Annotated in this window: 23 protein-coding genes; 15 read left to right on the top strand and 8 right to left on the bottom strand. The window is 70.1% G+C overall.

The annotated features are described in order from the left end of the window. The first annotated feature begins 20 nt into the window (after positions 1–20). From HUW46_RS25940 to sepH, 3 genes are all read left to right on the top strand, one after another. Entirely contained in the window at positions 21–680 is a 660-nt protein-coding gene (locus tag HUW46_RS25940) for a response regulator transcription factor (protein ID WP_215541417.1), read from the top strand. Continuing rightward, positions 677–1,849: a sensor histidine kinase gene (locus tag HUW46_RS25935; protein WP_215541416.1), complete on the top strand. Its 1,173-nt coding sequence runs from the start codon at positions 677–679 to the stop codon at positions 1,847–1,849. Before HUW46_RS25940 ends, HUW46_RS25935 begins: the two co-directional genes overlap by 4 nt. Positions 1,850–2,020: 171 nt before the next feature. Next, the gene (gene sepH, locus HUW46_RS25930; RefSeq protein WP_215541415.1) at positions 2,021–2,857 is read left to right on the top strand and encodes a septation protein SepH; all 837 of its coding nucleotides are present in this window, start codon (positions 2,021–2,023) and stop codon (positions 2,855–2,857) included. A 3-nt stretch (positions 2,858–2,860) separates the two neighbouring features. Here sepH and HUW46_RS25925 read toward each other — a convergent pair whose 3' ends face one another. Beyond that, positions 2,861–3,217 carry an MmcQ/YjbR family DNA-binding protein gene (locus HUW46_RS25925; protein WP_254124916.1) on the bottom strand — a complete coding sequence of 119 codons (357 nt, stop codon included), beginning with the start codon at positions 3,215–3,217 and terminating at the stop codon, positions 2,861–2,863. Between the two features lie 78 nt (positions 3,218–3,295). On the opposite strand from HUW46_RS25925, the gene HUW46_RS25920 reads away from it, so the two are divergent. From HUW46_RS25920 to HUW46_RS25895, 6 genes are read left to right on the top strand one after another with little or no spacing between them, the layout of a single operon-like run. Then, complete coding sequence (locus HUW46_RS25920; protein ID WP_215541414.1) at positions 3,296–3,814, top strand: hypothetical protein; 519 nt, start codon at positions 3,296–3,298, stop codon at positions 3,812–3,814. Continuing rightward, positions 3,811–5,052 (top strand): putative T7SS-secreted protein, encoded by a 1,242-nt coding sequence (locus HUW46_RS25915; RefSeq protein ID WP_254124914.1) that lies wholly within the window; start codon positions 3,811–3,813, stop codon positions 5,050–5,052. Before HUW46_RS25920 ends, HUW46_RS25915 begins: the two co-directional genes overlap by 4 nt. Then, complete coding sequence (locus tag HUW46_RS25910; protein ID WP_215541413.1) at positions 5,049–5,663, top strand: hypothetical protein; 615 nt, start codon at positions 5,049–5,051, stop codon at positions 5,661–5,663. The genes HUW46_RS25915 and HUW46_RS25910 overlap by 4 nt, the downstream gene beginning before the upstream one ends. 6 nt (positions 5,664–5,669) lie before the next feature. Further along, the gene (locus HUW46_RS25905) at positions 5,670–6,512 is read left to right on the top strand and encodes a hypothetical protein (RefSeq protein ID WP_215541412.1); all 843 of its coding nucleotides are present in this window, start codon (positions 5,670–5,672) and stop codon (positions 6,510–6,512) included. A gap of 4 nt (positions 6,513–6,516) precedes the next feature. Next, complete coding sequence (locus HUW46_RS25900; protein WP_215541411.1) at positions 6,517–7,371, top strand: hypothetical protein; 855 nt, start codon at positions 6,517–6,519, stop codon at positions 7,369–7,371. Positions 7,372–7,381: 10 nt separating this feature from the next. Further along, entirely contained in the window at positions 7,382–7,768 is a 387-nt protein-coding gene (locus tag HUW46_RS25895) for a YbaB/EbfC family nucleoid-associated protein (RefSeq protein ID WP_215541410.1), read from the top strand. On the opposite strand, the gene HUW46_RS25890 is transcribed toward HUW46_RS25895, so the two are convergent. Together HUW46_RS25890 and HUW46_RS25885 are read right to left on the bottom strand one after the other, a co-directional pair. Beyond that, entirely contained in the window at positions 7,765–8,382 is a 618-nt protein-coding gene (locus HUW46_RS25890; RefSeq protein ID WP_215541409.1) for a DUF2537 domain-containing protein, read from the bottom strand. The two genes, HUW46_RS25895 and HUW46_RS25890, sit on opposite strands and share 4 nt — an antisense overlap. 38 nt (positions 8,383–8,420) lie before the next feature. Continuing rightward, a complete protein-coding gene (locus HUW46_RS25885) occupies positions 8,421–9,221 on the bottom strand; it encodes a TrmH family RNA methyltransferase (RefSeq protein ID WP_215541408.1) in 801 nt (266 codons plus the stop codon). A gap of 238 nt (positions 9,222–9,459) precedes the next feature. Between HUW46_RS25885 and HUW46_RS25880 the strand changes: the two genes are divergently transcribed. The 5 genes from HUW46_RS25880 to HUW46_RS25860 all read left to right on the top strand — a co-directional run bounded on the left by HUW46_RS25880 (position 9,460) and on the right by HUW46_RS25860 (position 14,713). Continuing rightward, a complete protein-coding gene (locus tag HUW46_RS25880) occupies positions 9,460–10,959 on the top strand; it encodes a glutamate-cysteine ligase family protein (RefSeq protein WP_215541407.1) in 1,500 nt (499 codons plus the stop codon). A gap of 92 nt (positions 10,960–11,051) precedes the next feature. After that, positions 11,052–11,675: a TetR/AcrR family transcriptional regulator gene (locus HUW46_RS25875; protein WP_215541406.1), complete on the top strand. Its 624-nt coding sequence runs from the start codon at positions 11,052–11,054 to the stop codon at positions 11,673–11,675. 62 nt (positions 11,676–11,737) lie between these two features. Next, on the top strand, positions 11,738–12,418 hold the full coding sequence (locus HUW46_RS25870) for a biliverdin-producing heme oxygenase (protein ID WP_215541405.1): 681 nt from the start codon (positions 11,738–11,740) through the stop codon (positions 12,416–12,418). Between the two features lie 235 nt (positions 12,419–12,653). After that, positions 12,654–13,277: a superoxide dismutase gene (locus HUW46_RS25865; RefSeq protein ID WP_215541404.1), complete on the top strand. Its 624-nt coding sequence runs from the start codon at positions 12,654–12,656 to the stop codon at positions 13,275–13,277. A 398-nt stretch (positions 13,278–13,675) separates the two neighbouring features. Continuing rightward, entirely contained in the window at positions 13,676–14,713 is a 1,038-nt protein-coding gene (locus HUW46_RS25860; RefSeq protein ID WP_215541403.1) for a hypothetical protein, read from the top strand. On the opposite strand, the gene HUW46_RS25855 is transcribed toward HUW46_RS25860, so the two are convergent. The 3 genes from HUW46_RS25855 to HUW46_RS25845 form a co-directional block, all read right to left on the bottom strand. Next, the gene (locus HUW46_RS25855; protein ID WP_215550113.1) at positions 14,700–15,956 is read right to left on the bottom strand and encodes an MFS transporter; all 1,257 of its coding nucleotides are present in this window, start codon (positions 15,954–15,956) and stop codon (positions 14,700–14,702) included. The genes HUW46_RS25860 and HUW46_RS25855 overlap by 14 nt on opposite strands. Before the next feature lie 188 nt (positions 15,957–16,144). Continuing rightward, positions 16,145–16,573: a MarR family winged helix-turn-helix transcriptional regulator gene (locus HUW46_RS25850; RefSeq protein WP_215541402.1), complete on the bottom strand. Its 429-nt coding sequence runs from the start codon at positions 16,571–16,573 to the stop codon at positions 16,145–16,147. A gap of 57 nt (positions 16,574–16,630) precedes the next feature. Further along, positions 16,631–18,085 (bottom strand): NCS2 family permease, encoded by a 1,455-nt coding sequence (locus tag HUW46_RS25845; protein ID WP_215541401.1) that lies wholly within the window; start codon positions 18,083–18,085, stop codon positions 16,631–16,633. Between the two features lie 87 nt (positions 18,086–18,172). On the opposite strand from HUW46_RS25845, the gene HUW46_RS25840 reads away from it, so the two are divergent. After that, positions 18,173–18,421: a DUF2530 domain-containing protein gene (locus HUW46_RS25840; protein WP_215550112.1), complete on the top strand. Its 249-nt coding sequence runs from the start codon at positions 18,173–18,175 to the stop codon at positions 18,419–18,421. Here HUW46_RS25840 and HUW46_RS25835 read toward each other — a convergent pair. Continuing rightward, positions 18,418–21,225: a sacsin N-terminal ATP-binding-like domain-containing protein gene (locus tag HUW46_RS25835; protein WP_215541400.1), complete on the bottom strand. Its 2,808-nt coding sequence runs from the start codon at positions 21,223–21,225 to the stop codon at positions 18,418–18,420. The genes HUW46_RS25840 and HUW46_RS25835 overlap by 4 nt on opposite strands. After that, complete coding sequence (locus HUW46_RS48925; protein ID WP_442860856.1) at positions 21,215–22,981, bottom strand: DUF3027 domain-containing protein; 1,767 nt, start codon at positions 22,979–22,981, stop codon at positions 21,215–21,217. The genes HUW46_RS25835 and HUW46_RS48925 overlap by 11 nt, the downstream gene beginning before the upstream one ends. Between the last annotated feature and the right edge of the window lie 41 nt (positions 22,982–23,022).

Here is a 23,022-nt window from a genome sequence, read left to right as displayed (position 1 = left end):
CGATCGCGGACACTGAGGTAGTGCGAGTCCTCGTGGTCGAAGACGAACAGTTGATGGCGGACACCGTCGCGGAAGGACTGCGACGGCTGTCGATGGCTGTCGACGTCTGCTATGACGGCGGACAGGCGTTGGAACGCGTGGGCGTGCACGCCTACGACGTCGTGGTGCTCGACCGCGACCTGCCCGTGGTGCACGGCGACGACGTGTGCCGCGCCGTGGTCGGCACCGGCGGCGAGGCCCGCGTGCTGATGCTCACCGCCGCCGCGGACGTGACCGACCGGGTCGGCGGACTCGGCCTCGGCGCCGACGACTACCTGACGAAACCGTTCGCCTTCGCCGAACTCATCGCGCGCGTGCAGGCGCTGGGCAGGCGCGCGCGGCCCGCGCTGCCGCCGGTGCTGGAGCGCGCGGGCGTCGTGCTCGACCTGCCGCGCCACCAGGCCGCCCGCGACGGCCGGTTCCTGCAGTTGTCGCCCAAGGAGTTCGCCGTGCTGGAAGTGCTCATGCGCGCCGAAGGGGCCGTGGTCAGTTCCGAGGACCTCCTCGAAAAGGCCTGGGACGAGCACGCCGATCCGTTCACCAACGCGGTGCGGGTCGCGGTGATGACGCTGCGCCGCAAGCTCGGCGAGCCGGGGCTCATCGAGACCGTGCCCGGCGCGGGTTACCGGTTCGGCGCATGAAGGACCTCAAGCTGACGCTGCGCGGCAGGCTCACCTTCGTCTACGGCGGGTTGTTCCTGCTCATCGGCGCCGTGCTGCTGATCGTCAACTACATACTGGTGAGCGGCTCGCTGCCGGAGGTCGGCAACTACGCGCGCACCGCGACGGCGGCACTGGGCCCAGCGATGAGGCTGGCCGCGCCGACCGAGGGCACGCCCATCGCGCCTGCCAGGACCGTCCCGGCGGACGAAGCCCTCCAGGTGGTCAGCGGCTCGCTGACGGACTACCGCTCGTCCACGCTGTCCCAGCTCGTGCTCACCTCGGTGCTCGCGCTGGTCATCGCGGCCGCGCTGGCGGTGGCGCTCGGCTGGGTGGTCTCCGGCAGGGCGCTGCACCCGATCCACGCGATCACCTCGACCGCGCGCAGGCTCGGCGCGCGCAACCTCGACCGCCGGATCAACCTCGACGGCCCGCCCGACGAGCTGAAGGAACTGGCCGACACCTTCGACGGCATGCTCGACCGGCTCGCCGTCTCGTTCGACAGCCAGAAACGCTTTGTCGCCAACGCTTCCCACGAACTGCGCACGCCACTGGCCGTCCAGCGGACACTCATCGAAGTGGCGCTCGCCGATCCGGACGCGACCCCCGAAGTGCGCAAGCTCGGGCAGCAACTGCTCTACACGAACGAACGCAGCGAGCGCATGATCGAGGGCCTGCTCGTGCTGGCGCGCAGCGACCGCGGCCTCACTTCGCGGACCCCGGTCCGGCTCGACGAGGTCGCCGAGCACGTCGCCCGCTCCGTGCAGGCGCGCGCCAACGAAAAGAACGTCACGGTGAGCGTCAACGCGGTCCCGCGCACGGTCGCGGGTGATCCGGTGCTGCTGGAGCGGCTCCTGACGAACCTCGTCGACAACGCGATCACCTACAACCACGAGGGCGGTTCGGTGGTCGTCGAAGTCGGATCCGATCCGGCGCTCGTCGTCCGCAACACCGGTGTTCCGGTCGACCCGGGTGCCGTTCCGCAGCTCTTCGAACCGTTCCGGCGCCTCACCGAGCGCACCGGGGACAGCCGCAACGCCGGGCTCGGGCTTTCGATCGTGCGCTCGGTGGTTCAGGCGCACGGCGGCACCGTGCACGCCGAGGCGGGCGAGCAGGGCGGACTGGTCGTCGCGGTGCGGCTGCCCGGCTGAAAGTTCCCCTTTTCGTGACGGCCCGCTCACGGCGCGTCCTCATCCGCGTGCGCGTCCCCGTCGTTCATGATCGAAAAAGGATCCACCTTGGATCGGCGCGCCTCACCCGTCAAGGCGACGCGCCGCTCTACCGTGGACACCCACAAAGGTGAAGTCTCACGGGAGGCGGGCATGCGAGCGCTACGGGTGGTCGGGCTGCACGAGGACGGTAAGTCCATCGTGTGCGAAGACCCGGCGCGCCGTGAGCGGTTCCTGCTGCCCGCCGATGAGAGACTTCGTGCGGCGGCGAGGGGTGACATCACCAGGCTCGGGCAGATCGAGATCGAGTTGGAGAGCCAGATGCGGCCACGCGAGATCCAGGCACGGATCAGGGCCGGTGAATCGGTCGAGCAGGTCGCGACTTCGGCAGGCGTGCCGGAGCAGCGAGTGGAGCGGTTCGCCTACCCCGTGCTGCTCGAACGCTCCCGCACCGCGGAGCTGGCCCAGCATGCGCACCCGGTGCGCGAGGACGGCCCCGACGTGCGCACGCTCGGCGAGGTCGTGCACTACGCCTTCGGTGTCCGCGGCCAGGACTACACCCAGGCCACCTGGGACTCGTGGAAGGGCGACGACGGCAAGTGGGTCGTCGGCCTGCAGTGGCAGGCCGGCCGCTCGGACAACGCCGCGCACTGGGCGTTCTCGCCCGGCGCGCACGGCGGCACGGTGACCGCGCTCGACGAACCCGCCGAGGACCTGCTCAACCCGAACGCGCACCGCCAGCCGCGGACCCTGCGCGCGGTCTCCGAGGACGACCAGCCGACGCTCGAATCCTCGCTGGACGGAGCCCCGGACCCGCAGGACGACGACACCAGGGAAATCCCGCGCGTGCCTGCCGAAGAGCCAGCCGAAGCCCCCGCCGACTCCGCGGAGGCCAAGCCCGAACCGGCTCGCCCGAAGAGCAAGAAGAACCACCCGATCGTCCCCTCGTGGGAGGACGTGCTCCTCGGCGTGCGCTCGCAGCGCGGCTGACCTCTACCCGAGCCGCGCCACCAGGCTTTTCGGCGCGACGACCGTGTAGGCCTCGCGGACGATCGCCGCGATCTCGTCCCAGTCGACATCCACGTCGAGCCGTACCCCGAGCCAGCCGCGGTGCCCGACGTACGGCGGCCGGTAGAAGCGCTCCGGCTCGTTCGCGACCAAGTCCACCTGCACCCCCGGCGGCGCGGGGCACCAGAACCCGAGCCGGTCGTCGTGGTGCTGGTCGGCGTACATCACGAACAGCTTCTTGCCGCGCACGAACCACGCGGGCTCGCCGTGGCTGAGCCGCTCGGTCGCCTCCGGGAGCGCCATGCACACCCGCCTCAACGAATTCAGCGTGTCCTTCGCCACGGGCGAATTATGCCCGGAACGGCCTCCGGACGGCGAATGCCGTCGATTAGGCTGCTCGCTCAGGGAGAGGGGGCGATCATGGACGGTTACCGGCTCCAGATCGACGAGCTGGGCAAGCTCATCGGCGAACTCGAAACCGCCGCGGACCGGATGACCGACGCGAACAAGCAACTCAGCTCGTTCAGCGGGGTCAGCCACCTCGGCTCGGCGACACTGGCCAAAGCCGGCGCCGACTTCGAGGAATCGTGGGACTACGGGATCGAACAGCTCGGTAAGGCCTCGGAGGACATCACCGAGCGGCTGAAGAAGGCCAAGTCGAAGTACGAAGAGCTGGAGCGGAAGTACAGCGATGTCTTCCGGTCCATCGGCGGCGCGGACGGCGGCAAGATCGTGGGCGCGGACACCGGCGGAGGCATCGTCGGCGCCCCGGGCGAGCTGAATTCGCCCCCAGGCCCCGAGGGGGGCGGTTACACCGGCGGCATGCCGAAAAGCAGGCTTCAGCACATGCTCGACGGCGCCACTCCGGAAGGCGGCGGCATCACCGGCGGTATGTCCGAGAAGCAGCTCCAGCAGATGGCCGAGGACGTCGATCGATGAGCACCATGCCCCTGGAGACCGGGTTTCCCGCGCTCGGCTTCGACCCCGCGCCGGGCAAGCTCGGCCCGATCGGCGACCTGACCGAGAAGTACCAGAAGGTCGGCTCCGACCTGGCCGACGCGAAACAAGCGCTCGAGAACATCGTCAACAAGCAGGGCGAGATCTGGCAGGGCCAGGCGAGTGACGCGTTCGCGCGCCGCGTGGGCAAGCTCCCCGAGTACCTCGGCGACGCGGCCGATTCGATGCTCAAGGCCGCGAAGGCGCTCCAGAACTGGAACGACGACCTCACCGAGCTGCAGCGCCAAGCTCGCGAGTTGGAAGTACGCGCGCAGAAGGCCGCACAGGAAGCCAGGCAGGCACAGCAGAACCCGGACCTCCGGCTCGCCGACCAGACCTTCCCGGACCAGGCTTCGCTGAACGCCGCGCAGCAACTGCTGACGAACGCGCACAACCAGCTCACCGCCTCGATGGGCGCCTGTGTGTCCATTCAGGACGAAGCGAAGCGGCTGCTCGAACAGCACGACCGCGTCGCCGACGGCATCGCGGTGATGCTGGACAAGGCGCGCGAACTGGCCCCCGACGAACCGAGCCTGCTCGGCAAGATGATCGACGGCGCACTCGGCGCGCTGGGCGATCTCGCCAACGGCATCGGCGACATCGCCGACCAGATCGGCAACTTCATCGCCGATCACGCCAACGTCATCGCGAAGATCTCCGACGTGCTCGGCGACATCGGCAACGCACTCGGGTTCATTGGCGGGTTCCTCCCACCTCCCGTCGGCGAGGTCTTCGGGGCGGTCGGCACCGGACTCGGACTCACCGCGACGCTCGGGCACGCCGTGGCCGGAGCAGCGGGAGCCGATGTGAAACCGGAGACGTACGTGTTCGACGCGCTGGGGACGGCCATGTCGGCGGTCGGTGCCCTCGCGCCCCCCGAGGCCGACCTCGCGGTGAAGTTCGGCGGTTTTGCCTTGCTGGGAGAGCAACTCGGCGGTGATGCGGGTGCCCGCTCCATCGGTCGAGCGTTCGACGGACCGATCGGTGATTTCGAGAACTACTGGAAGCCGCAGAACGAGACGCAGGCGGCAATCGAGGCAGCGGCGGCCACCACCGGGTTCGCGCTGCCCGGCACGGCCACGGCCATCGCGCTGTGGAACGCCGTCGACCAAGGACAAGACGCGGACAACGCGCCGGAACGCGTGCGCGAGCGTGACGAGCACGAGGTGTGGGACCAGTGACCAGTACCGATACGCCTCGGTTGAGCGTGGATCTGCCGCCGGGATTCTCCGGGATGCGGCTCACCGGAGACATCGACACGGATGCCGACGAAATCCGGCGGGTCAGCGCGCTGACAGCGCAGCAAAGCGGGCAGTCCGAACAGGAGCTGGCGAGCTATCTCGCCGTGTTCGCCGACTGGCTGCGACCGCAGCACGTCGTGTTGTTCGGCAAGTTCGCGACGGGCACCGAGCCCGTGCTGGCCACCGTGGCCTTGGCGCTGGTCCCGCTCAACGGCCCGGATCTGGCGCTGGTCGCGAACAACCTGGACGTCGTGGCTGGCGATCTGCACGCGGAGTTCCGCGAACGGCACCCCGGTGCCGACAGCCGGGTGATCCGACTGCCGATCGGCCCCGCGGTGGCCGGACTGGTCATCGGTGAATTCCGGCTGCCACCGGAGGTCACCGGAGAACCGGCCGAGGTGGTCAGGCCGACCTGCCGCGCCGAGTTCCAGATCCCGCTGCCGAGCGGACGTGCGCTGGCGGTGCTAAGCGTCAGCGCCGACACGGCGGACGGGTGGCCGGAAATCGCCGACCAGGCAGGGCGCATCGCGCGAAGCCTCACGATCGGCTGAGCCGCGGTGAAGTCCATTCAGGAGAGCGAGCGCGACTCCTTGCGCTGGCGGCTCCGTGCCGAAGAGTTCGACGGGAAGCCTCAGGTCGTCGTCGCACCGGACCGGTGGCAACTCGATCCGTTGTCCGTCCGGCAGATCGCCTGGGCCGAGGGGTACGCCGAGATCGCGGCGCCGCACCCCGCCGTGCTGAGCTTCCAGTGCATCCGCCCGGATCCGAACCGGTGGACGCATCCGCCCGGCCACCGCTACGACCACCCGCCGGATGAAGCCACCCCCGCCGCGGAAAAACGACTGCGCGCGAAGATCCAGAACCGCGACCGGTTCTGGGTGAGCCTTCGCGACATCAAGCTGCCGCGCGAAACCGTGCTGCGCACGGCCGAGGCGCACGGGATGCGCCTCGCGTGGGAGCTGGGGGACGAAACCGACCAGATCCTGTTGCTCGCCAAGACCACCATCACCGATCCGGTCGCCCAGCCGCGCCGAGGCTCGCTCCGGCCCTCGTCCGGGATGCTGATCTTCATCGGCGCGTTCGTCTTCGCGGCCGTGTGCCTGACCGGTGCGCTGCTCGCCTACCACGACCGCCAGCCCGCCGCGGCGGTGTTGTTCCCCTGTGCGTTTGCTGGCACCGCGGCGATCTTGACCTTCCCCCGCCTGCTCCCGCGTTCGAAGCGGGCGAGCCTGCTGCTGCGGGATTTCGACGGGCGGCCGTTCAGGACCGTGTTGACGGTCTGGTTCGGTTTCACCGTGAAGCTGCTGTGCCAGGCCGGTGAGATCTACGGGTACCGGTTCCGGCAGGAAGGCAACATCGGCATGCTCGGCACGACGATCACGTTCCAGCGGATCCGGTGACGGGATGTTCTTCCCCGACGAAGCGGACGTACTGGCGACCACGCTCGGCCAGGTGCGCGAGCAGCAGTTCGCCGGGCAGCCGGTGGTGAGCGTGTCCCCGGTGATGTGGCGGCTCGACCCGTCCGCTATCAGGCTCCTCGCCTGGGCGGAGGGCTACGCCGAGGCACCGCCGGAGCACCCCGATGTCCTGACCTTCCACTGCGTCCGGCAGCGGTACACCGACGATCCACAATGGACATATCCGCCCGGCTACGTGTTCGAACCGGCCGAACGGGCCGGTGAGAAGGACCGGAACCGGCTTCGCGCGAGGCTGGCGAAGGAACCACGCTGCTGGGTCAGCCTCCGCGACGCCCGCCTCCGCTCCGAAACCGTCGCGAAGATCGCCGCCGAGCGCGGGATGCGGATCGCGGCGAAGCTCGGCGACGACACCGATCAGGTACTCCTGCTCGCCGGGGCGACTGATTCGAACCCGCTCGCGGTGGCACGCCGCACCGGGCTCGGCTCGATCACGCACCCGATGTGGCTCACCATCGCGGGGCTCCTGATCGGCTTGGGCTTCGGCGGGGCTGTGCTGGTCGGTCTCTCGACCGGCAACCAGGTGCTCGCCTTCGTGCTCGGCTTCGGCGTGGCCGCGATCGTCGTCGGCGCCGTGTCGCTCACCCGGTTGCTGCCCCGGTCGACCCGCACGGCGCTGATGATCAGCCACTTCAGCGGGGACACCGTCGTCGAACTCGACCGGCGGCTGTACGACGTGTCGAACCTGTTGTGCGCACAGGCCGCCACCCTGCACGGGTACCGGTTCGTGCGGCAACGGACCTACCGGAGGGCCGTCACCCTGGTCTTCCAGCGCGTGAGATGAGGAAATGACGATGACGCAGAGCAATCCGGAACTGATCGAGGAACTGCGCGCGCAACTTCGGACCATCGGGGCGCGCAAGGAGGAGAACGCCCGCCGCCTCTCGACCATGGTCTCCGGCAGCGCGACCTCGCCGGACGGCGCCGTCACCGTGCTCACCGCGGCCGACGGCGCGATCGCCGAAGTCCGGCTGGCCGAGCACGCCATGCGCTACGACGCGGCTACGCTGTCCCGCGCGATCACCGCGACGATCCAGGCTGCCGCGGCATCGGCCCGGCCCGCCGCGCCGCCTCCGCCCCCGCAGCCCGCGCTCGCACCACGTCCCGTCCGGCGCCGCGCCCAGCACACGCCGGAGGACTACGACGACGGCGAAGTCGCGATCTTCGACCACGGCCGTTAGAGGGCGACCACCAGAACCCCGATCCAAGAAAGCGCGATCCCAGCACCCGCGCCCAACGCGATCCAACGGACGATCGGCATCCGGCGCGCGAGCCACAGCGACGGCACCAGGCCCGCCGACACGACGAGTGCGGCGACGATCGCGAGCAGGCCGCTCGTCTCGTCGGCAAGGGTGCCGGCCAGCGCGACCATCGCGGTGATCACGACGACCGCGACGAAACCGGAGACGACGAGCCCTGTCGCCCACGGCGTGGGTTCGTCGCCGATCCGGGTTTCGGGGAGTGCCTTGCGCAGCCACGACACCTTCGTCTCGCGTTCGGGCGGGGCCACCACCGACGTCGTGCCCGCGACCGGGTCGACGTAGTCGACGGGGGTGCCCATCGCGGCGGCGACCCTGCTCGCCAGCTGCCGCCCCCGCTGGGAAACGACGGCCGCGGCTTCGCCAGGCGACGGCGCGCCGTCGCGATCGCGCGAAACGGCGGCGGCGACACGGGCCCATTCGTGCAGCGCGTCGGCGAGGTCTCGGCCGAGCGCCAGGTGGTGCGGGTCGATCTCCCGCGCGTCATCCCCGCCGCCGGCGAACACCGCGCGCTCACCACGGATCCGCAGCTCCACCCGTGCGCCCTCCTCGGTTCCGACGATCGCGGCCAAACTTACCCACGTCCGGCGAGTTCGTAGAAGGCCACCGCCGCGGCGGTGGCGACGTTCAGCGAGTCGACCCCGCCCGACATCGGGATGCGCACCCGATCATCCGCCGCGCCCAGTGCGTCCTCGGTGAGGCCGGGCCCTTCCGAACCGAACAGCAGCGCGACGCGCCCGCCGCCGAGTTCGCGCAACGGCATCGCGCTCTCGTGCGGGGTGAGCGCGGCGACCCGGAATCCCTCCTCGCGCAGCAGGTCCAATCCCGACGGCCACGCGTCGAGTGTGGCGAAGGGCACTCGCAGCACGTGCCCCATCGACACGCGAACACTGCGCCGGTACAGCGGATCCGAACAGCGCGGCCCGAGCAGCACGCCGCCGATCCCGAGCGCGGCCGCGTTGCGGAACAGCGCGCCGAGGTTCTCGTGGTCACCGACGCCTTCGAGCACGGCGAGTACGTTCGCCGCGCGGGCGATCTCCCGCACCGGCGGCTGCGGCGCGCGATCGGCGACCGCGAGCACGCCTCGGTTCAGGTGGAAGCCGACGACGTTCGCCATCGTCTCCGCCGACGTGACGTAGGCGGGCACGTCGAATCCGGTGAGATCCGGCTCCAGATCGGCGATCCGGCGCTCTACTCCCAGTAGAGCGCGCAGCGGAAAGCGGGATCGCAGCAGCCTTCGCACGACCACGGTGCCTTCCGCGATCACGAAACCACGGCCACCGGGGCGATCCGGGCGCCGGTCGGCCGCCGAGAGGTCCCGGAAATCGTCGAGCCTCGGGTCCCGTTCGTCGTCGACAACGATCTTTTCGGCCACCCGGAGAGTCTCCCACCCCCGCTCGCGCCGCCGTGGCTGGTCCGAACGTCGTGGGAGCCCTGGTGCTCTTGGCCCTTTTTTGCTGTCTGTTAACCCGAGGTGACAGAGAGCACCAGTTTGGCCGCTAGCCGCGCCATCGCCGCTGTGTCACGGTTGTCGGCCGGACCGTTGCAACGTTGAACCGCTGAACACCGAGGCGATCGGGGAGCCTTGACCGAGGAAGAAACAGGGACACGCCATGGGTAAAGACCTGTCGTCGGACCCGTTCGATCCGCGAGACCGTGGCCGTTACCGCCGCAAGGTCCAGCGGTGCTTGGACACCCTCGCCCGCATGCTCTCGGACGGCAGCTTTTCCTTTCCCCGCAAGCACATCGGCCTCGAAGTCGAACTGAACCTCGTCGACTCGTCGATGCGGCCGTCGATGCGGAACACGGCCGTGCTGGAGGCGTTGAACGATCCTTCCTTCACCACCGAACTCGGCCAGCACAACATCGAACTCAACGTCCCGCCGCGCCCGCTGGCCGGAGAATCGGTGGGAGAGCTGGAAGATGATCTCGAGGCCTACCTCGGCAGCGCGAGCACCGCGGCGACCAAGTCAGCGTCCACTTTGGCCTTGATCGGTATCCTGCCGACGCTCACGCACGACCATTTCGACGAGAAGTGGTTGACCAACAACGCTCGGTACGCGCTGCTGAACGACCAGATCTTCGCCGCGCGCGGCGAACACTCCGTGCTTTCGATGGAAGGCGCGGCACTTCCGGAACAGAAACCCGAGCGCCTGCGCAGCTACTCGGAGTCGATCCTGCCCGAGGCGGCCTGCACGTCGGTGCAACTGCACCTGCAGGTCGCGCCGGAGGAGTTCGCCGCCTACTGGAACGCGGCGCAGTGCCTGGCCGGTGTGCAGGTGGCGATCGGCGCGAACTCGCCGTTCCTGCTGGGCAAGGCGCTCTGGCACGAAACCAGGATCCCGTTGTTCCAGCAGGCCACCGACACCAGGCCGGAGGAGCTGAAGAACCAGGGCGTCCGGCCGCGGGTGTGGTTCGGCGAGCGGTGGATCACCTCGATCTTCGACCTGTTCGAGGAAAACGTCCGCTACTTCCCCGGCCTGCTGCCGGAAACCGATCCCGAGGACCCGGTCGAAGCGCTCGAATCAGGGCAGGCGCCGAAGCTCACCGAACTCCGGCTGCACAACGGCACCGTGTGGCGGTGGAACCGGCCCGTCTACGACGTCGTGGACGGGACACCGCACCTGCGCGTGGAAAACCGCGTGCTCCCCGCCGGGCCGACCGTGCTCGACATCGTCGCGAACGCCGCGTTCTTCTACGGCGCGCAGCGCGCGCTCGCCGAACAGGAACGTCCTGTGTGGACACAGATGTCGTTCCAGGCCGCCGAGGAGAACCTCTACGCCGGCGCGCGGAACGGGTTCGACGCGCAGCTGTACTGGCCCGGCATCGGCTGGATCCCGCCGGACGAACTGGTGCTGCGCGTGCTGCTGCCGCTCGCGCACGAGGGGCTCCAGCAGTCCGGCGTCGCCGACGCTGCGCGCGAGCGGTACCTCGGCGTGATCGAAAGACGGTGCCTCACCAGACGCACGGGATCGTGGTGGCAGCGCGAAACCGTGAACAGGGCCCAGAAACGCGGGCTCGATCGCGAGACCGCGCTGTCGGAAATGCTTCGTTCCTACCTTCGCCTGAGCACGAACGGGCACCCCGTGCACGAATGGCCGCTCGACGTCTGATCGCCCCGCCTCGGAATCGACTGAGGCGCCCCGCCTCGACACCGGTCATGGTCGCTGGCACGATCGTCGCACCAGGTCGAGGGAGGTGCGCGGTGCCGAAGATCATCGGCGGCTCGTTGACCGAACACCGCGAGCAAGTCCGCGCGAAGGTGTTCGACGCGTTGCGCGCGCAGCTGTACGAGCGCGGGTTCGACGCGGTGACGCTCGCCGGGGTCGCGGCCGCGGCCGGGGTCGGGCGCACCGCGATCTACAACCACTTCCCCGATCGCGAAAGCCTGCTCATCGCGTTCGTCGAGGCCGAGTCGGCGCGGTACGTCGAGCGGCTCGAAGACGCGGTGGCCGCCGCGGGCGACCCGGTCTCGCAGCTCGCCGCGTTCGTCCGGATGCAGTTGCGCACGCTCGCCGAGTACCACCTCCCGCCGGGTGGCACGCTCGCCGCGGCGCTCGCGCCGTCGGCGTACGAGCGGATCGCCGCGCACGCGGACCCGATCGGCGAGCGCCTGCGCGTGATCATCGTCGACGGCATCCGCGCAGGTCAGCTCGCCGACGAGGATCCGGACACGCTGGTCGGGATGATCTCGTCGGCGATCGGCGGCAGGCAGGTCGTGGACGTCCCCGCCGACCGGCTCGACGCGGTGATCGACACCGCCGTCCGGTTCGTGCTGCGCGGGGTCGGCGCGGAAACTCCCACCCTATCGGAACGATATTTAGGGTAGCCTAACTGCCCGGGATCGCTTACCCTCTTTCTGACAGCGTGTCAGAACGATGGAGGCGTCCGATGCCGGTTGCGACCACAGAAGCCCCGCTCGACCAGGCTCCGTTCTCCGCGGTCCTGCGCCGTTCGACCCTCGGCGTGCACGATCGCGCGAACCACTCCCGCTACATGGACGCCCTGCTCGGCGGCGCGCTGACGCTGTCCGGGTACACCCAGCTCGCGGTCCAGTACCACTACATCTACGGCGCCATCGAGCAGGCTTCGACGGCGATGACCGGCGACAAGGTCGGCGGCGCGTTCGTGTTCGACGAGCTGCGGCGGATGCCCTCGCTCGACGCCGACCTCGAGTTCCTCGTCGGACCCGATTGGCGGGCCACGATCGAGCCGCTGCCCGCCACGCGCGCCTACGCCGACCGGATCCGCTCGGTCGCCTTCGACTGGGCGGGCGGGTACGTCGCGCACCACTACACGCGCTACCTCGGCGACATCGCGGGCGGCCAGGTCATCCGGCGGCTGCTGGAAAAGAACTACCGGATCGACGGTCCCGGCTCGCTCTTCTACCGGTTCGACCTGCCGATGAGCGCGCCCGCGTTCCGCGACCGGTACCGCGGCCTCCTCGACACCGCGCCGTGGGACGAAGCCGAGCGCGCGAAGGTCATCGACGAGACGCTCGCCGCGTTCGAATGCAACATCGCGGTCTTCACCGAGCTCGCCGACCGCATGGACGACCACCTCGCCGCCTGAGGCGAGCTGACGACGTTTAGCCCGCGAACTGCGCGCGGCGACCCGCGTCACATCGACGTTGACCTCGATCTAGGTAGAGGGAGCAGGCTGGGTTTCAGGCCGGGCACCACCGGGTACCGCCAGCAGGGGGTTCCACCTGTGAAGACGGCGGCGCCCCAGGTCGCCGCCCGACGGCGAGTGCTACTAAGTTCGGACCCGGCAGCAACAGCGTCGATACACAGAAGAAGGAGGGCTAATGGCCCTGTACGAGCTCCCCGATCTCGACTACGACTACGGCGCCCTCGCACCGCACATCTCGGGTGAGATCAACGAGCTGCACCACAGCAAGCACCACGCGACCTACGTCAAGGGCGCGAACGACACGCTGGAGAAGCTGGCCGCCGCGCGCGAGGCCGAGGACTTCGGATCCATCGTCGGCCTCGAAACCACCCTCGCCTTCAACCTCGCCGGGCACGCGAACCACGTCGTGTGGTGGAAGATCCTGTCGCCCAACGGCGGCGACAAGCCGACCGGCGAGCTTGCCGCGGCGATCGACGAGGCGTTCGGCTCCTTCGACAAGTTCAAGGCGCAGTTCACCGCGGTGTCCACCACGATCCAGGGGAACGGCTGGGGCGCGCTGTCCTGGGACCCGATCGGCAAGACGCTGATCACCCAGCAGCTGCGGGACCACCACAACAACCTGATCCTGCCGACCGTGCCGATCCTGCTGGTCGACGTGTGGGAGCACGCCTTCTACCTCGACTACAAGAACGTGAAGCCGGACTACGTGAAGGCGCTCTGGAACATCTTCAACTGGGACGAGATCAGCAAGCGCTTCGAGAACGCCCGCTCGGGCGGTAACGGCCTGCTGCTGTCCTGATCGTCCAAGCGGCGAGAAGATCGGGGTCCTCCCTTACGGAGGGCCCCTTTTTTCGTGCACACTCCCCGTAACGGGAAACGGGGTCCCGCCACCGGATCGCTCCAGCGACGGGACCCCGTCCGTTCCCGAACTGACTGCCGCTCCCACCACGAAGCGGACATGTATGAGGTTAGCCTAACCTGAGTCGCCGGGGCAAGGGGGAGTTCACGGAGACCCACGTCTCACTCACCCGGCGTAGGCGCGTAATTTGCAGAACACGCCCCGCCAGCCCTTCGGACGGACTAGGTTTTCCCCTCGGCTGGCCCGGCACGGCGGCACCGGCGCCGCCCGCACGGCACCCGCGAGCACGTACCACGCGGCCCACCAGCGCGTACCCACGGAAAAAGGGGAGGATTCTGATGAGCGCCCGGCTGATCAAGAGGTCGACCGCCCTCACCATCACCGTCGGCGCGCTCCTCGTGTTCGCCTGCGTCGGCACCGCCGCCGGCTACCTCTGGACCCGCGGGCTCGGCACCATCGACCAGTCGCCGCCGCCGGGGCTGCCGCAATCGTGGCCGTCGCAGAACGGCCAGCTCCCGCATCCCGTGCCGAAGCCGACCGGCGAGATGGTCACCGCGCTCCCCGAGCCGACAGCCAGCAACGCGCTGTGCGAGGCGCTGCCGCAGGAGCAGTGGGACACCGTGCTCGGCACCAAGAGCCTGCGCGAGATCGAATGGTCCGGCGGCTGCCACGTGCTCACCGACCGCCTCGACATCCGCGTCCAGCTCTCGCTGCCCTCACCGCCGCCCGAAGGCGCGCAACAGGTTCCCGTCGGGCAGCGGCAGGGTCAGCTGCAGCGGCTCCCCGACCGGCTCGGCGCCACCGTCGCCGTGCGGCTCGCCGACGGACCGCACAGCGAGACCAGCGGCGTGCGCCCGCAGCTTTCGGTCAACATCAACCAGCGCGCCACGATCAACCGGGCGGACCTGCCGATGGACCGCCAGGCCGTGGCGCTCGCCGACGAACTGATCAAGGCCACCACCGCGCCCGGCCCGGCGCTCCCGGCGGCCACCGCCGAGGGCACGATCTCCTCGCAGCCGCGCGAGGAGATCCCCGGTAGCGGCGTGCTCGGCCAGCCGTGGCCGATCGTCTCGTGGCGGCTCTGCGCGGCGATGGCGAAGGAAGCCCACACGTCACCGCAGGCCGCGAAGGCCAAGTTCGAAGGCACCTGCGTGGTGAACGGTGTGCACGCCGTCTACCGGCTCGACGTCACGCCGCGCACCTTCCCCGGCAAGCTCGCCGGGCTGCCCGCCTCCGTCGAAGGCGACACCATCGCGGTCCGGCTGTCGGAGAAGACCACCGACACGGTCACCTTCACCAACCCCGGCAAGGCGATGACCACGGCGGCGTTCCAGTCGTTCGTCGAGCGCGTCGTCCCCGCGCTCACCCAGAGCTGACGTCCACCCTCGGCTCCCGGCGCACCAGCACCCGGCCGAGGCTCACCCCGCCGCGCCGCACCAGCACCACCGCGCACACCAGCGCCGCCACGGCGGACAGCGCGCCGCCGATGATGAACGGGGAACGGCCGCCGAAGGCGTCGGCCATCCACCCGGTCATCGGGCCGCCGATCGGGTTGCCGCCGACGAGGACCAGCACGTACAGGCCCATCACGCGGCCGCGCATCTCCGGGCTCACCGCGGTCTGCACGATCGCGTTCGCGGTGTTGAGGAAGGTGATCGTGGCGTAGCCCAGCGGGATCAGCGCGAGCCCGAAGGCGAGGTAGGTCGGCATGAACGCGGTCGCGAACTCCAGCACGCCGAGCCCGCCAGCGGCCACCAGCAGCAGGCGCACCCTCGGTCTGCCCTTCACGCCGCGGCGCGCGGCCATCAGCGCGCCGGTGAACGTCCCGATCGCGAGCATCGTGGACAGCAGGCCGTAGCCGTCGGCGGCGGTGTGGAAGACGTTGCCCGCGACCACCGCGAGCGAGGTGAAGAACGTGATGCCGAACGTGCTGACGAAGAACACCAGCACCATCACGGTCATCAGGTCCGAGCGGCCGCGCACGTACCGGAGCCCTTCGCGTAGCTGACCTTTCGCGCGGGCGATCCCCGGTCCGCGGAACAGCTTGTCGGGGTTCATCAGCGCGAGCCCGGTGATCACCGCGATCGTGCTGGCCGCGTTCGCCAGGAACAGCCAGCCGGTGCCGACCAGGGTGATCGCGAACCCGGCGATGGCGGGCCCGACGATCCTGGCCATGTTGAAGATCGAGGAGTTCAGCGCGACCGCGTTGGCGACCTGGTCTCGGCCGACCATTTCGGCGACGAACGACTGGCGCGTCGGCACTTCCAGCGCCGCGCACGTGCCGAGCGCGAAGCACAGCAGGTAGACGTGCCACAGCTCGACGGCGCCGGTGATGTCGAGCAGGCCGAGCGCGACGGCCTGCACGCAGGTGAGGCTCTGGATGAGGATCAGCAGCCTGCGCTTGTCGACGCGGTCCGCGAGCACCCCGGCCCACAGCGAAAGCAGCAGGATCGGGGTGAACTGCAGCGCGACCGCGACACCGAGCGCGACCGGGTTGTTGCCGCTGAGGCTGAACACCAGCCAGTCCTGGGCGATGCGCTGCATCCAGGTGCCGATGTTCGAGATGACCTGGCCGCTGAAGAACAACCGGTAGTTGCGCACGCGCAGCGACGAGAACATCGCGAAACGGCTGCCGCTTTCCGGTCTCCCCGGCTCCTCGGGGGTCGGCGGCGGCGCGGCGGCGTCCTCGCCTGGCGGCGGTGCCGGATCCGGGGTAGCGATGGTCTTCGGGACGGACTGTTCTCGGCTACCCGCGTTGGTCGGCACTGTTTTGTCGCCACCCCCTGGATCGGGCCGCTTTCGGCCCGCTAGTTCCCCGCCATCCTGTCGATGAGATCCGCCGCCTTCGCCAGCACTTCGCGCTCTTCCTCGCTCAGCTCGGCGAGCCGGTGGTCCAGCCACGCTTCCCGCGCGGAAATCTCCTCGCGGACGAATTCGAGGCCCGCTTCGGTGATCTCCACGATCGCCTGCCTGCCGTCGGTCGGGTGCGGGTTTCGCGCCACGTACCCGATTTCTTCCAGCGCCGCGATGACCCTGGTCATCGACGGGGGCTGGACGCCCTCCTTCGCGGCCAGCCTGCCGGGCGTGAGCGCACCACATTTGTACAAAGTGGACAGTGCGGAAACCTGGGTCAGTGACACGGTTTCCGTGGTGCGCTGGGCTCGGAGCCTGCGGTTGAGCCGCACGACCGCGATCCGGAGCCGACTCGCCAGTGATGCTTCGCGCGCGCCGGACACTTAGTTAGCATACCTCACGATCGGCCCGCGGCGGGGTGAATTTCACCACGGGGCCGATCATCGGAACGCCGCCTGGATCGGGCCCATCACGAAGTAGACGACGAAAGCGGCCGAAACCACCCACATCAGCGGATGCACCTGCCGCGCCTTCCCGGTGCACGTGCGGATCACCACGAAGCTCACGAACCCGGCGCCGATCCCGTTGGCGATCGAGTAGGTGAACGGGGTGACCACGATCGTCAGGAACGCGGGGAGCCCGATCGTGAAGTCGCGGAAGTCGATCTCGACGATCTGGCGGATCATCAGCGCGCCGACCACGACGAGCGCCGGTGCCGCCGCCTCCACCGGGACGACCTCGTACAGCGGGGTGAAGAACATGGCCGCGATGAACAGCAACCCGGTCACCACGTTCGCGAGCCCGGTGCGCGCGCCCTCCGCGATCCCCGACGCGGATTCGACGAACACGGTGTTGGAACTCGACGACGCCGCGCCGCCCGCGACGGCGCCGAGCCCGTCGACGAACAGCGCCTTGCCGACACCGGGCAACTGACCGTCCTTCCCGATCAAATCGCCTTCCTTGCCGAGCCCGGTCATGGTGCCGATGGTGTCGAAGAAATCGGTCAGGACGAGCGTGAACACCAGCAGCGCGGCGGTGATCGCGGGCACCTGGGTCCAGGCGTCGAAGTTGAAGCGCCCCAGCAGCGACAGATCGGGCACGCCCGCGACGTGGTCGGGCAGCGCCGGGTAGCCGAGGTTCCAGCCCTTCGGGTTGACGCCCTTGGACGGCCCCGCCTTCGCGATCGCCTCGATCACGATGGACAGCACCGTGCCCGCGAGCACGCCGATCAGGATCGCGCCCTTCACCCGCTTCGCCACCAGCACGCCGGTGACGATGAGCCCGAACACGAACACCGCGGTCGGCCACGACGCGATCGACCCGTCGATCCCGAGCCCCACCGGCACGGTGGTCTTCGCGGCGTCCGGCAGCCTGCGCACGAACCCCGCGTCCACCAGCCCGATCAGGCAGATGAACAACCCGATCCCGACCGCGATCGCGGCCTTCAGCTCGTTCGGCACCGCGTTGAACACCATCGTGCGGACGCCGGTCAGCACGAGCACCAGCACCACGACGCCGTTCACCACGACCAGCCCCATCGCGGCGGGCCAGCTCATCTGCGGCGCGACGCTCACCGCCAGCAGCGAGTTGATGCCGAGACCGGTGGCCAGCGCGAACGGGTAGTTCGCGATCAGTCCGAAAAGGATGGTCAGCACGCCTGCCACCAGCGCGGTCACCGCGGCGACCTGGCCCGAAGGCAGGATGGCGCCGAAGATGTCCTTGTGCGCGCCCGCGTCGTCGGCCGACGAGCTGCCGATGATCAGCGGGTTCAGCACCACGATGTAGGCCATCGTGACGAACGTGACCAGCCCGCCCCTGACCTCGCGGGCCGGTGTCGAGCCGCGCTCGCTGATCTTGAAGAACCGGTCGAGCCGGGTCGTTTCGTGCGCTGACATGGCTCCCTGCCCTCTGCTGCGGCGTTCTCGCCGGGTACCCTTCCCGACGTGGCCGAACCGATCAACGCCGGGGATGTTAAAGGCTCGTTGCGTCCGACGCCCGAGCTGCCCGAGCGCCTGATCGCGCTGTTCCCGGTGGTCGTGGCCGGCACCGCGGTGTGGCTCGTCGCCTTCGTGGTGCTGCTCGTGCTGCGGCTGAACTCCGCGCTCGCCGACACCACGTGGCTGTGGACTTCCTTGGCCGGCATCGTGATCAGCCTGATCGGCATGGGCATCATGACCTGGCAGCGCGCCGCCGCCAAACGCGGCTCGAAAACCGCCCAGCGCGTGCGCTAGCCGAGCCAGCTCGCCGGTTCCGCGTCCTCGATCAGTGCCGCGAGCGCGAACCGGTCGTCCCAGCGGTCCGCCGCCCAGGCGAACGCGCGCGCCAAGCCTTCCGAGCTGTCCTCCGCGTGCAGGCGGCCTTGCTGGAGATCGTGCCACCAGCGGACCCCGCGCCCGCCCGCGAGCAGTTCGTCGTGGACGAGCACGCCGCCGTCCGGCAGCGCGATGCCCAGCAGGCCCGCCGCGATCCGCACTGCGGGCAATTCGGCCCACGGCGCGTACTCGCCGTCGCCGGAAACCTCCGGCTGGCTCTCGCTCGCGAGCGGCAGGTCGAGGATTTCGGCGAGCCTGGCCGCCCGCACGTGCGGCTCCGAAGCCGCGGTGAGCGTCGCGGTGGAGCGCACGGCCAGCAGCCACGGCGCGTCCAGCACGGCGACCGCCTCCGCGTCGGCGACGGAACCGTCCAGCACGCGCACGGTGTCCGGCGCGTCCAGTTCGGTGAGGTCGAGATCGGCGTCGACGAGCGCGGCGTGCGCGCTGAGCACCAGGCCCGACGGCACCGCGCGTGCCGGGTCGCCCAGCCGCTCCAGCAGATCGGCTGCCTCGTCGAGATCCGCGACGTCGAGGCTCGCCTTCACGCCGACCGCGGCGAGCAGCGCGGGTGGCAGGCCGAGATCGGGCACCGCGTCGTACAGGCCGCCCAGTTCGTCGGCCCAGGGCAGCCGCCATTCGACGGGCGCGCGGCCGTCCAGAAGCGCGTAGCGCGCGAGCCACCACCCGGTGTGGCCACCGGGCTCGTGCAACGCGCGGTGGGTTTCGGGGCGGCCGTCGATCAGGCGCAGCGCCGCGGGCCAGGCATCATCGGCGACCAGGTCCAGATCGCGCAGGGCGTACAGGCGCGTCGGCGGGTTCGCGAGCGAATCCCACCAGGCCTCTTCGTCGGACAGGTCGTGTTCCGGCGCGGCCGGATCCTCGTCGGCGACGACGGCGAAGGTGTCCAGCACACCGAGCGCGGTCAGCACGTCGGCCGGGCAATCCTCGGCGAAGTCGGCGTCGAGGACGGCGAGCGGACCGTCCTCTTCGAACACTTCTTCGTCGAAGACTTCCAGCAGCGGCGAAGACGGCAGTACCAGCTCGCCCGCGCGGCGCCAGCCGTCCGAACAGGGCAGCGCGAGCGCGCTCAACCAGTCGCCCGCCGCGCCGGGAGCCATGCCCAGCAAGCGGATCACCACCGACGCCAGCGGCCGGATGTCCAATCCGGACAGTGCGTCTTCGACGCTGCGCTCGACCGCGTCCCGCAGCTCTGGCGCTTCGAGGAGATCGGAGGCCTCGGCGCGCTTGGCACCGAGGCGTTCCAGCAAGGGGTGCGCGGCATCGGGGTGCACGACCCTCAGGCCAGCACTGTCCATTTCGGATAGAAGTTCGCCGAACAGGAGCGCGCCGCGCGGACCGGGGAGCGTGCGGCCGTCCGCGAGCGGGACTCCGATCGCCCCGAGGTCGTCCGCGGCGATCGCGTGCGATTCCAGGAGCGGCCGCAGCACGTCGTAGAGTTCACGCCACCAGGAAGGCGATTTGTCGACACCGGTCAGTGCTTCGACGACCTCGACCGCGCCGATCGGCGTCACCCCTGTTGGCGCGAGGGCGGTGGCCGTGAGGTGGCCGCACAACGGGGCGTCGAGCAGGCCGGGGACGAATTCGGCGACCAGCCGCACCAGTTCGGAGGAATCGACCGTCAGCACCCGCGCGGCGGATCCGGGCAGCTCACCGCGCGAAGACGGCAGCCACGGTTCGTCGGCGAGCCGCCGCGTGACCAGTTCGCGCAGTTCACCGTCCACTTCGGACAACGGGAACCCGGCGCGTGGCACCAATTTCGCGCGATGTCCGGCGTCGACCTTCCTGGCGAGGCCGAGGTAATCGCCCGCCGCGGCACCGAGCGCGGCGCGGGCACCGGTCCCTGGGAGGACGCGTCGCCGCGACGGTTCGAGCGGGATCGACAGCATCAGACGAGCGGGCAGGGAAAGCCGCTCGTCGGTCGGCGTCGGGGCGTGGAGAACATCCGTGTCGAGCGGTTCCGGGCGGCCCCGCTCGTCGACGCGCAGCGCCCACCCGGCGTGCGTCAGCCAGCGCTTGACCGCGCCGTCCGGGCCGCGCAGCTCGACCACGTCGCCAGCGGTGGAGCGGGTCCACGCGGACTCCCCGACCTCGATCCGCGCGAGCCACGGCAGGGCGAGCAGCAGGTCCTCCGCCTCGGCGGCGAGCGCGTCGAGCAGCGCTTCGGCGTCGGTGTCCAGCGGCAACCGGACCTCGGTGTCGAAGCCCGCCGGAACCGGCGGCTCGTCGTCGCCGACGGGCCACGGCAGGCGGAGCACCGGCACCTCACCGGCGCGGGCGGCCTCCTCGCGCGTACGGGCCGCGGAAAACGCCACGCCGCCGGCGCGGGAGACGATCCGCGGGGCCGTCGTGACCGCCAGGACGGCGGCGAAGCCGACCCCGAACCGGCCGACCGCGCGCTCGTCCTTCGCGGACGCGCGCAGTGACGCCAACGACGCCACACCGGGAGCGTCGAGCGGGGCGCCGGTGTTCGCCGCGCGCAGCTCGTCGCCGACGAGGGAAACCCGCAAAGTTCCTGGTTCGCCCGCGAGCGCCGCCGCGTCGGCCGCATTCTGCGCCAGCTCGACGAAGAGCCGGTCGCGATACCCGCCGACGCGCAGATCGCGCTCGGCGTTGGTGTCCTCGGTGAACCGGGTCGGCGAATCACGCCACGCGGCCAGCACCGACACGCGGAGGCGCTCGGTGCCGAACGGGTCAGTCGTCACCAGGCTCGGGCGCCGCAGCGGTCTGCTCGGTGGCAGCGGGCTGGTCAGCCGCGGAGGCCCCCTCCGGTTCAGCACCTTGCCCGGAGGCCGCCTCCGCTTCAGCCGACTCGACTACGGCGGACTGCTGTCCGGGGGCAGCTTCCTCGGCAGACGGCGACTCGGCGACATTCGGAGCAACAAAAGCTTCAGCCGGAGCCTCGGCCACCTCCACCTCACGCGCATCACCAGCAGAAGCGGAGGCCTCCTCCGACTCCGCCCCCTGCCCAACCGGACCGGAGGCCCCCTCCGACTCGGCGGCCTGCGTGTTCAAAACGGAGGGCACCTCCGACTCGACACCCTGCCCGACTGAAACAGAGGCCTCCTCCGCCTCGGTACCCCGTTCAGCCGGAGCGGAGGCCCCCTCCGACTCGACGGCCTGCCCGACCTGAACGGAGGCACCCTCCTTATCGACACCCTGCACAGCCGAAACGGAGGTGTCCTCCGCCCCGACACCCTGCGCGGCCGGAACGGAGGACACCTCCGGCTCGGCGGCACCTTCCGCCGGAGCAGAGGAAGTCCCCAGCTCGGATGTCTCCTCAACGGCAGCACCAGGGGAAGTTCCCAGGCTGGAGGTCTCCTCAACAGGAGCGGAGGCAGCCTCCGCCTCGCGATCGCCAGCCACATCAGCGAGGTGGTCGACCTCCACGTCAGCGGAGGGAGCCTCCACCTTGTACTCCTCGACGGAAGGACCGGAGGGCGCCTCCACCTTGCGCTCTTCGGCAGTCGGACTGGAGGAGGCCTCCGGCTCATGGGTGCCCGCAGTGGAAGCGGAGGCGGGCTCCGGCTCGCCGACAGTGGGCTCGGCGGAGGCAGTCTCACCCGGCTGAGCGGAGGCGGCCTCCGATTCCTGGTTCGTACCGGCTCCCACCGCGACCGGCACTTCGGCAGCCGATGCTTCGGCGGCCGTCGCTTCGGCAGCGGATGCTTCGGCGGCCGGTACTTCAGCCGCGGGCTCGTCGGGCAACGGCTCCATGTCGAGCAGCGAATCGTCGTAGACCAGTTCCGCCACCGGGATCGAGGAGCTGGCTTCGATCTCCGTTTCCGAGTGAGCCCCGCAGCCGTACTCGACGTTGACGACGTGGCCGTCGCCGGGCGAGATCTCGTTGCCGCACACGCCGAACGCGGCGCGCAGCGACCCGGCGAGCGGCATGAAGAAGCCACAGGTCCCGCAGACACCCGGCGCGCTGCGAGCCATGTCCGACCTCGGCCCGAACTCACCGTCGCGCCAGCGCTCGGCGGCGTCGAGCCTGCCGTGCCGGGACAGCACGTGCACCCGGCCGAGCCCGGCGTCGACCGCGGTCTCCTCGATCGCGGGATCGTCCGACGCGAGGTACGCGGGCGCCAGGCGCGGATCGTCCGAGTCGGTCGGGAAGATGTCGCCGACCCCGAGGTCACCGGCGCGCACGCGGCGATCCCACGGCACCCAAGCCGGGGCGACCAGCGCGTCCGGGCCGGGGCGCAGCACGACCTCGCTGATGGTCACCGGCTCGTCCTCGCCCACGGTCGCGACCGTGACCGACCAGTGCCAGCCGCGGTACCCGGGCACCTTCGCCTCGAACCGGTGGGTCGCGGAAACCGCGTCCTCGCGGTCGACGCCGACGTGCTCGCCCACCGACGGGGCGCCCGCTTCCGCCACGGCCGCGGCCCGCGCCGGTTCGACCGCGTTCGCGAGCGCGCGCTGGACCGAGCCGTCGTCGAGGGTGAGCAGCAAAGTCATGCCACGATTGTGCCGCACGCGCGGCCACGCGCGAGGGTCGG

Origin of the sequence: Amycolatopsis sp. CA-230715, assembly GCF_018736145.1 — a bacterium.
Classification (GTDB): Bacteria; Actinomycetota; Actinomycetes; order Mycobacteriales; family Pseudonocardiaceae; genus Amycolatopsis.
This window is presented reverse-complemented; position numbering and strand designations above follow the sequence as displayed.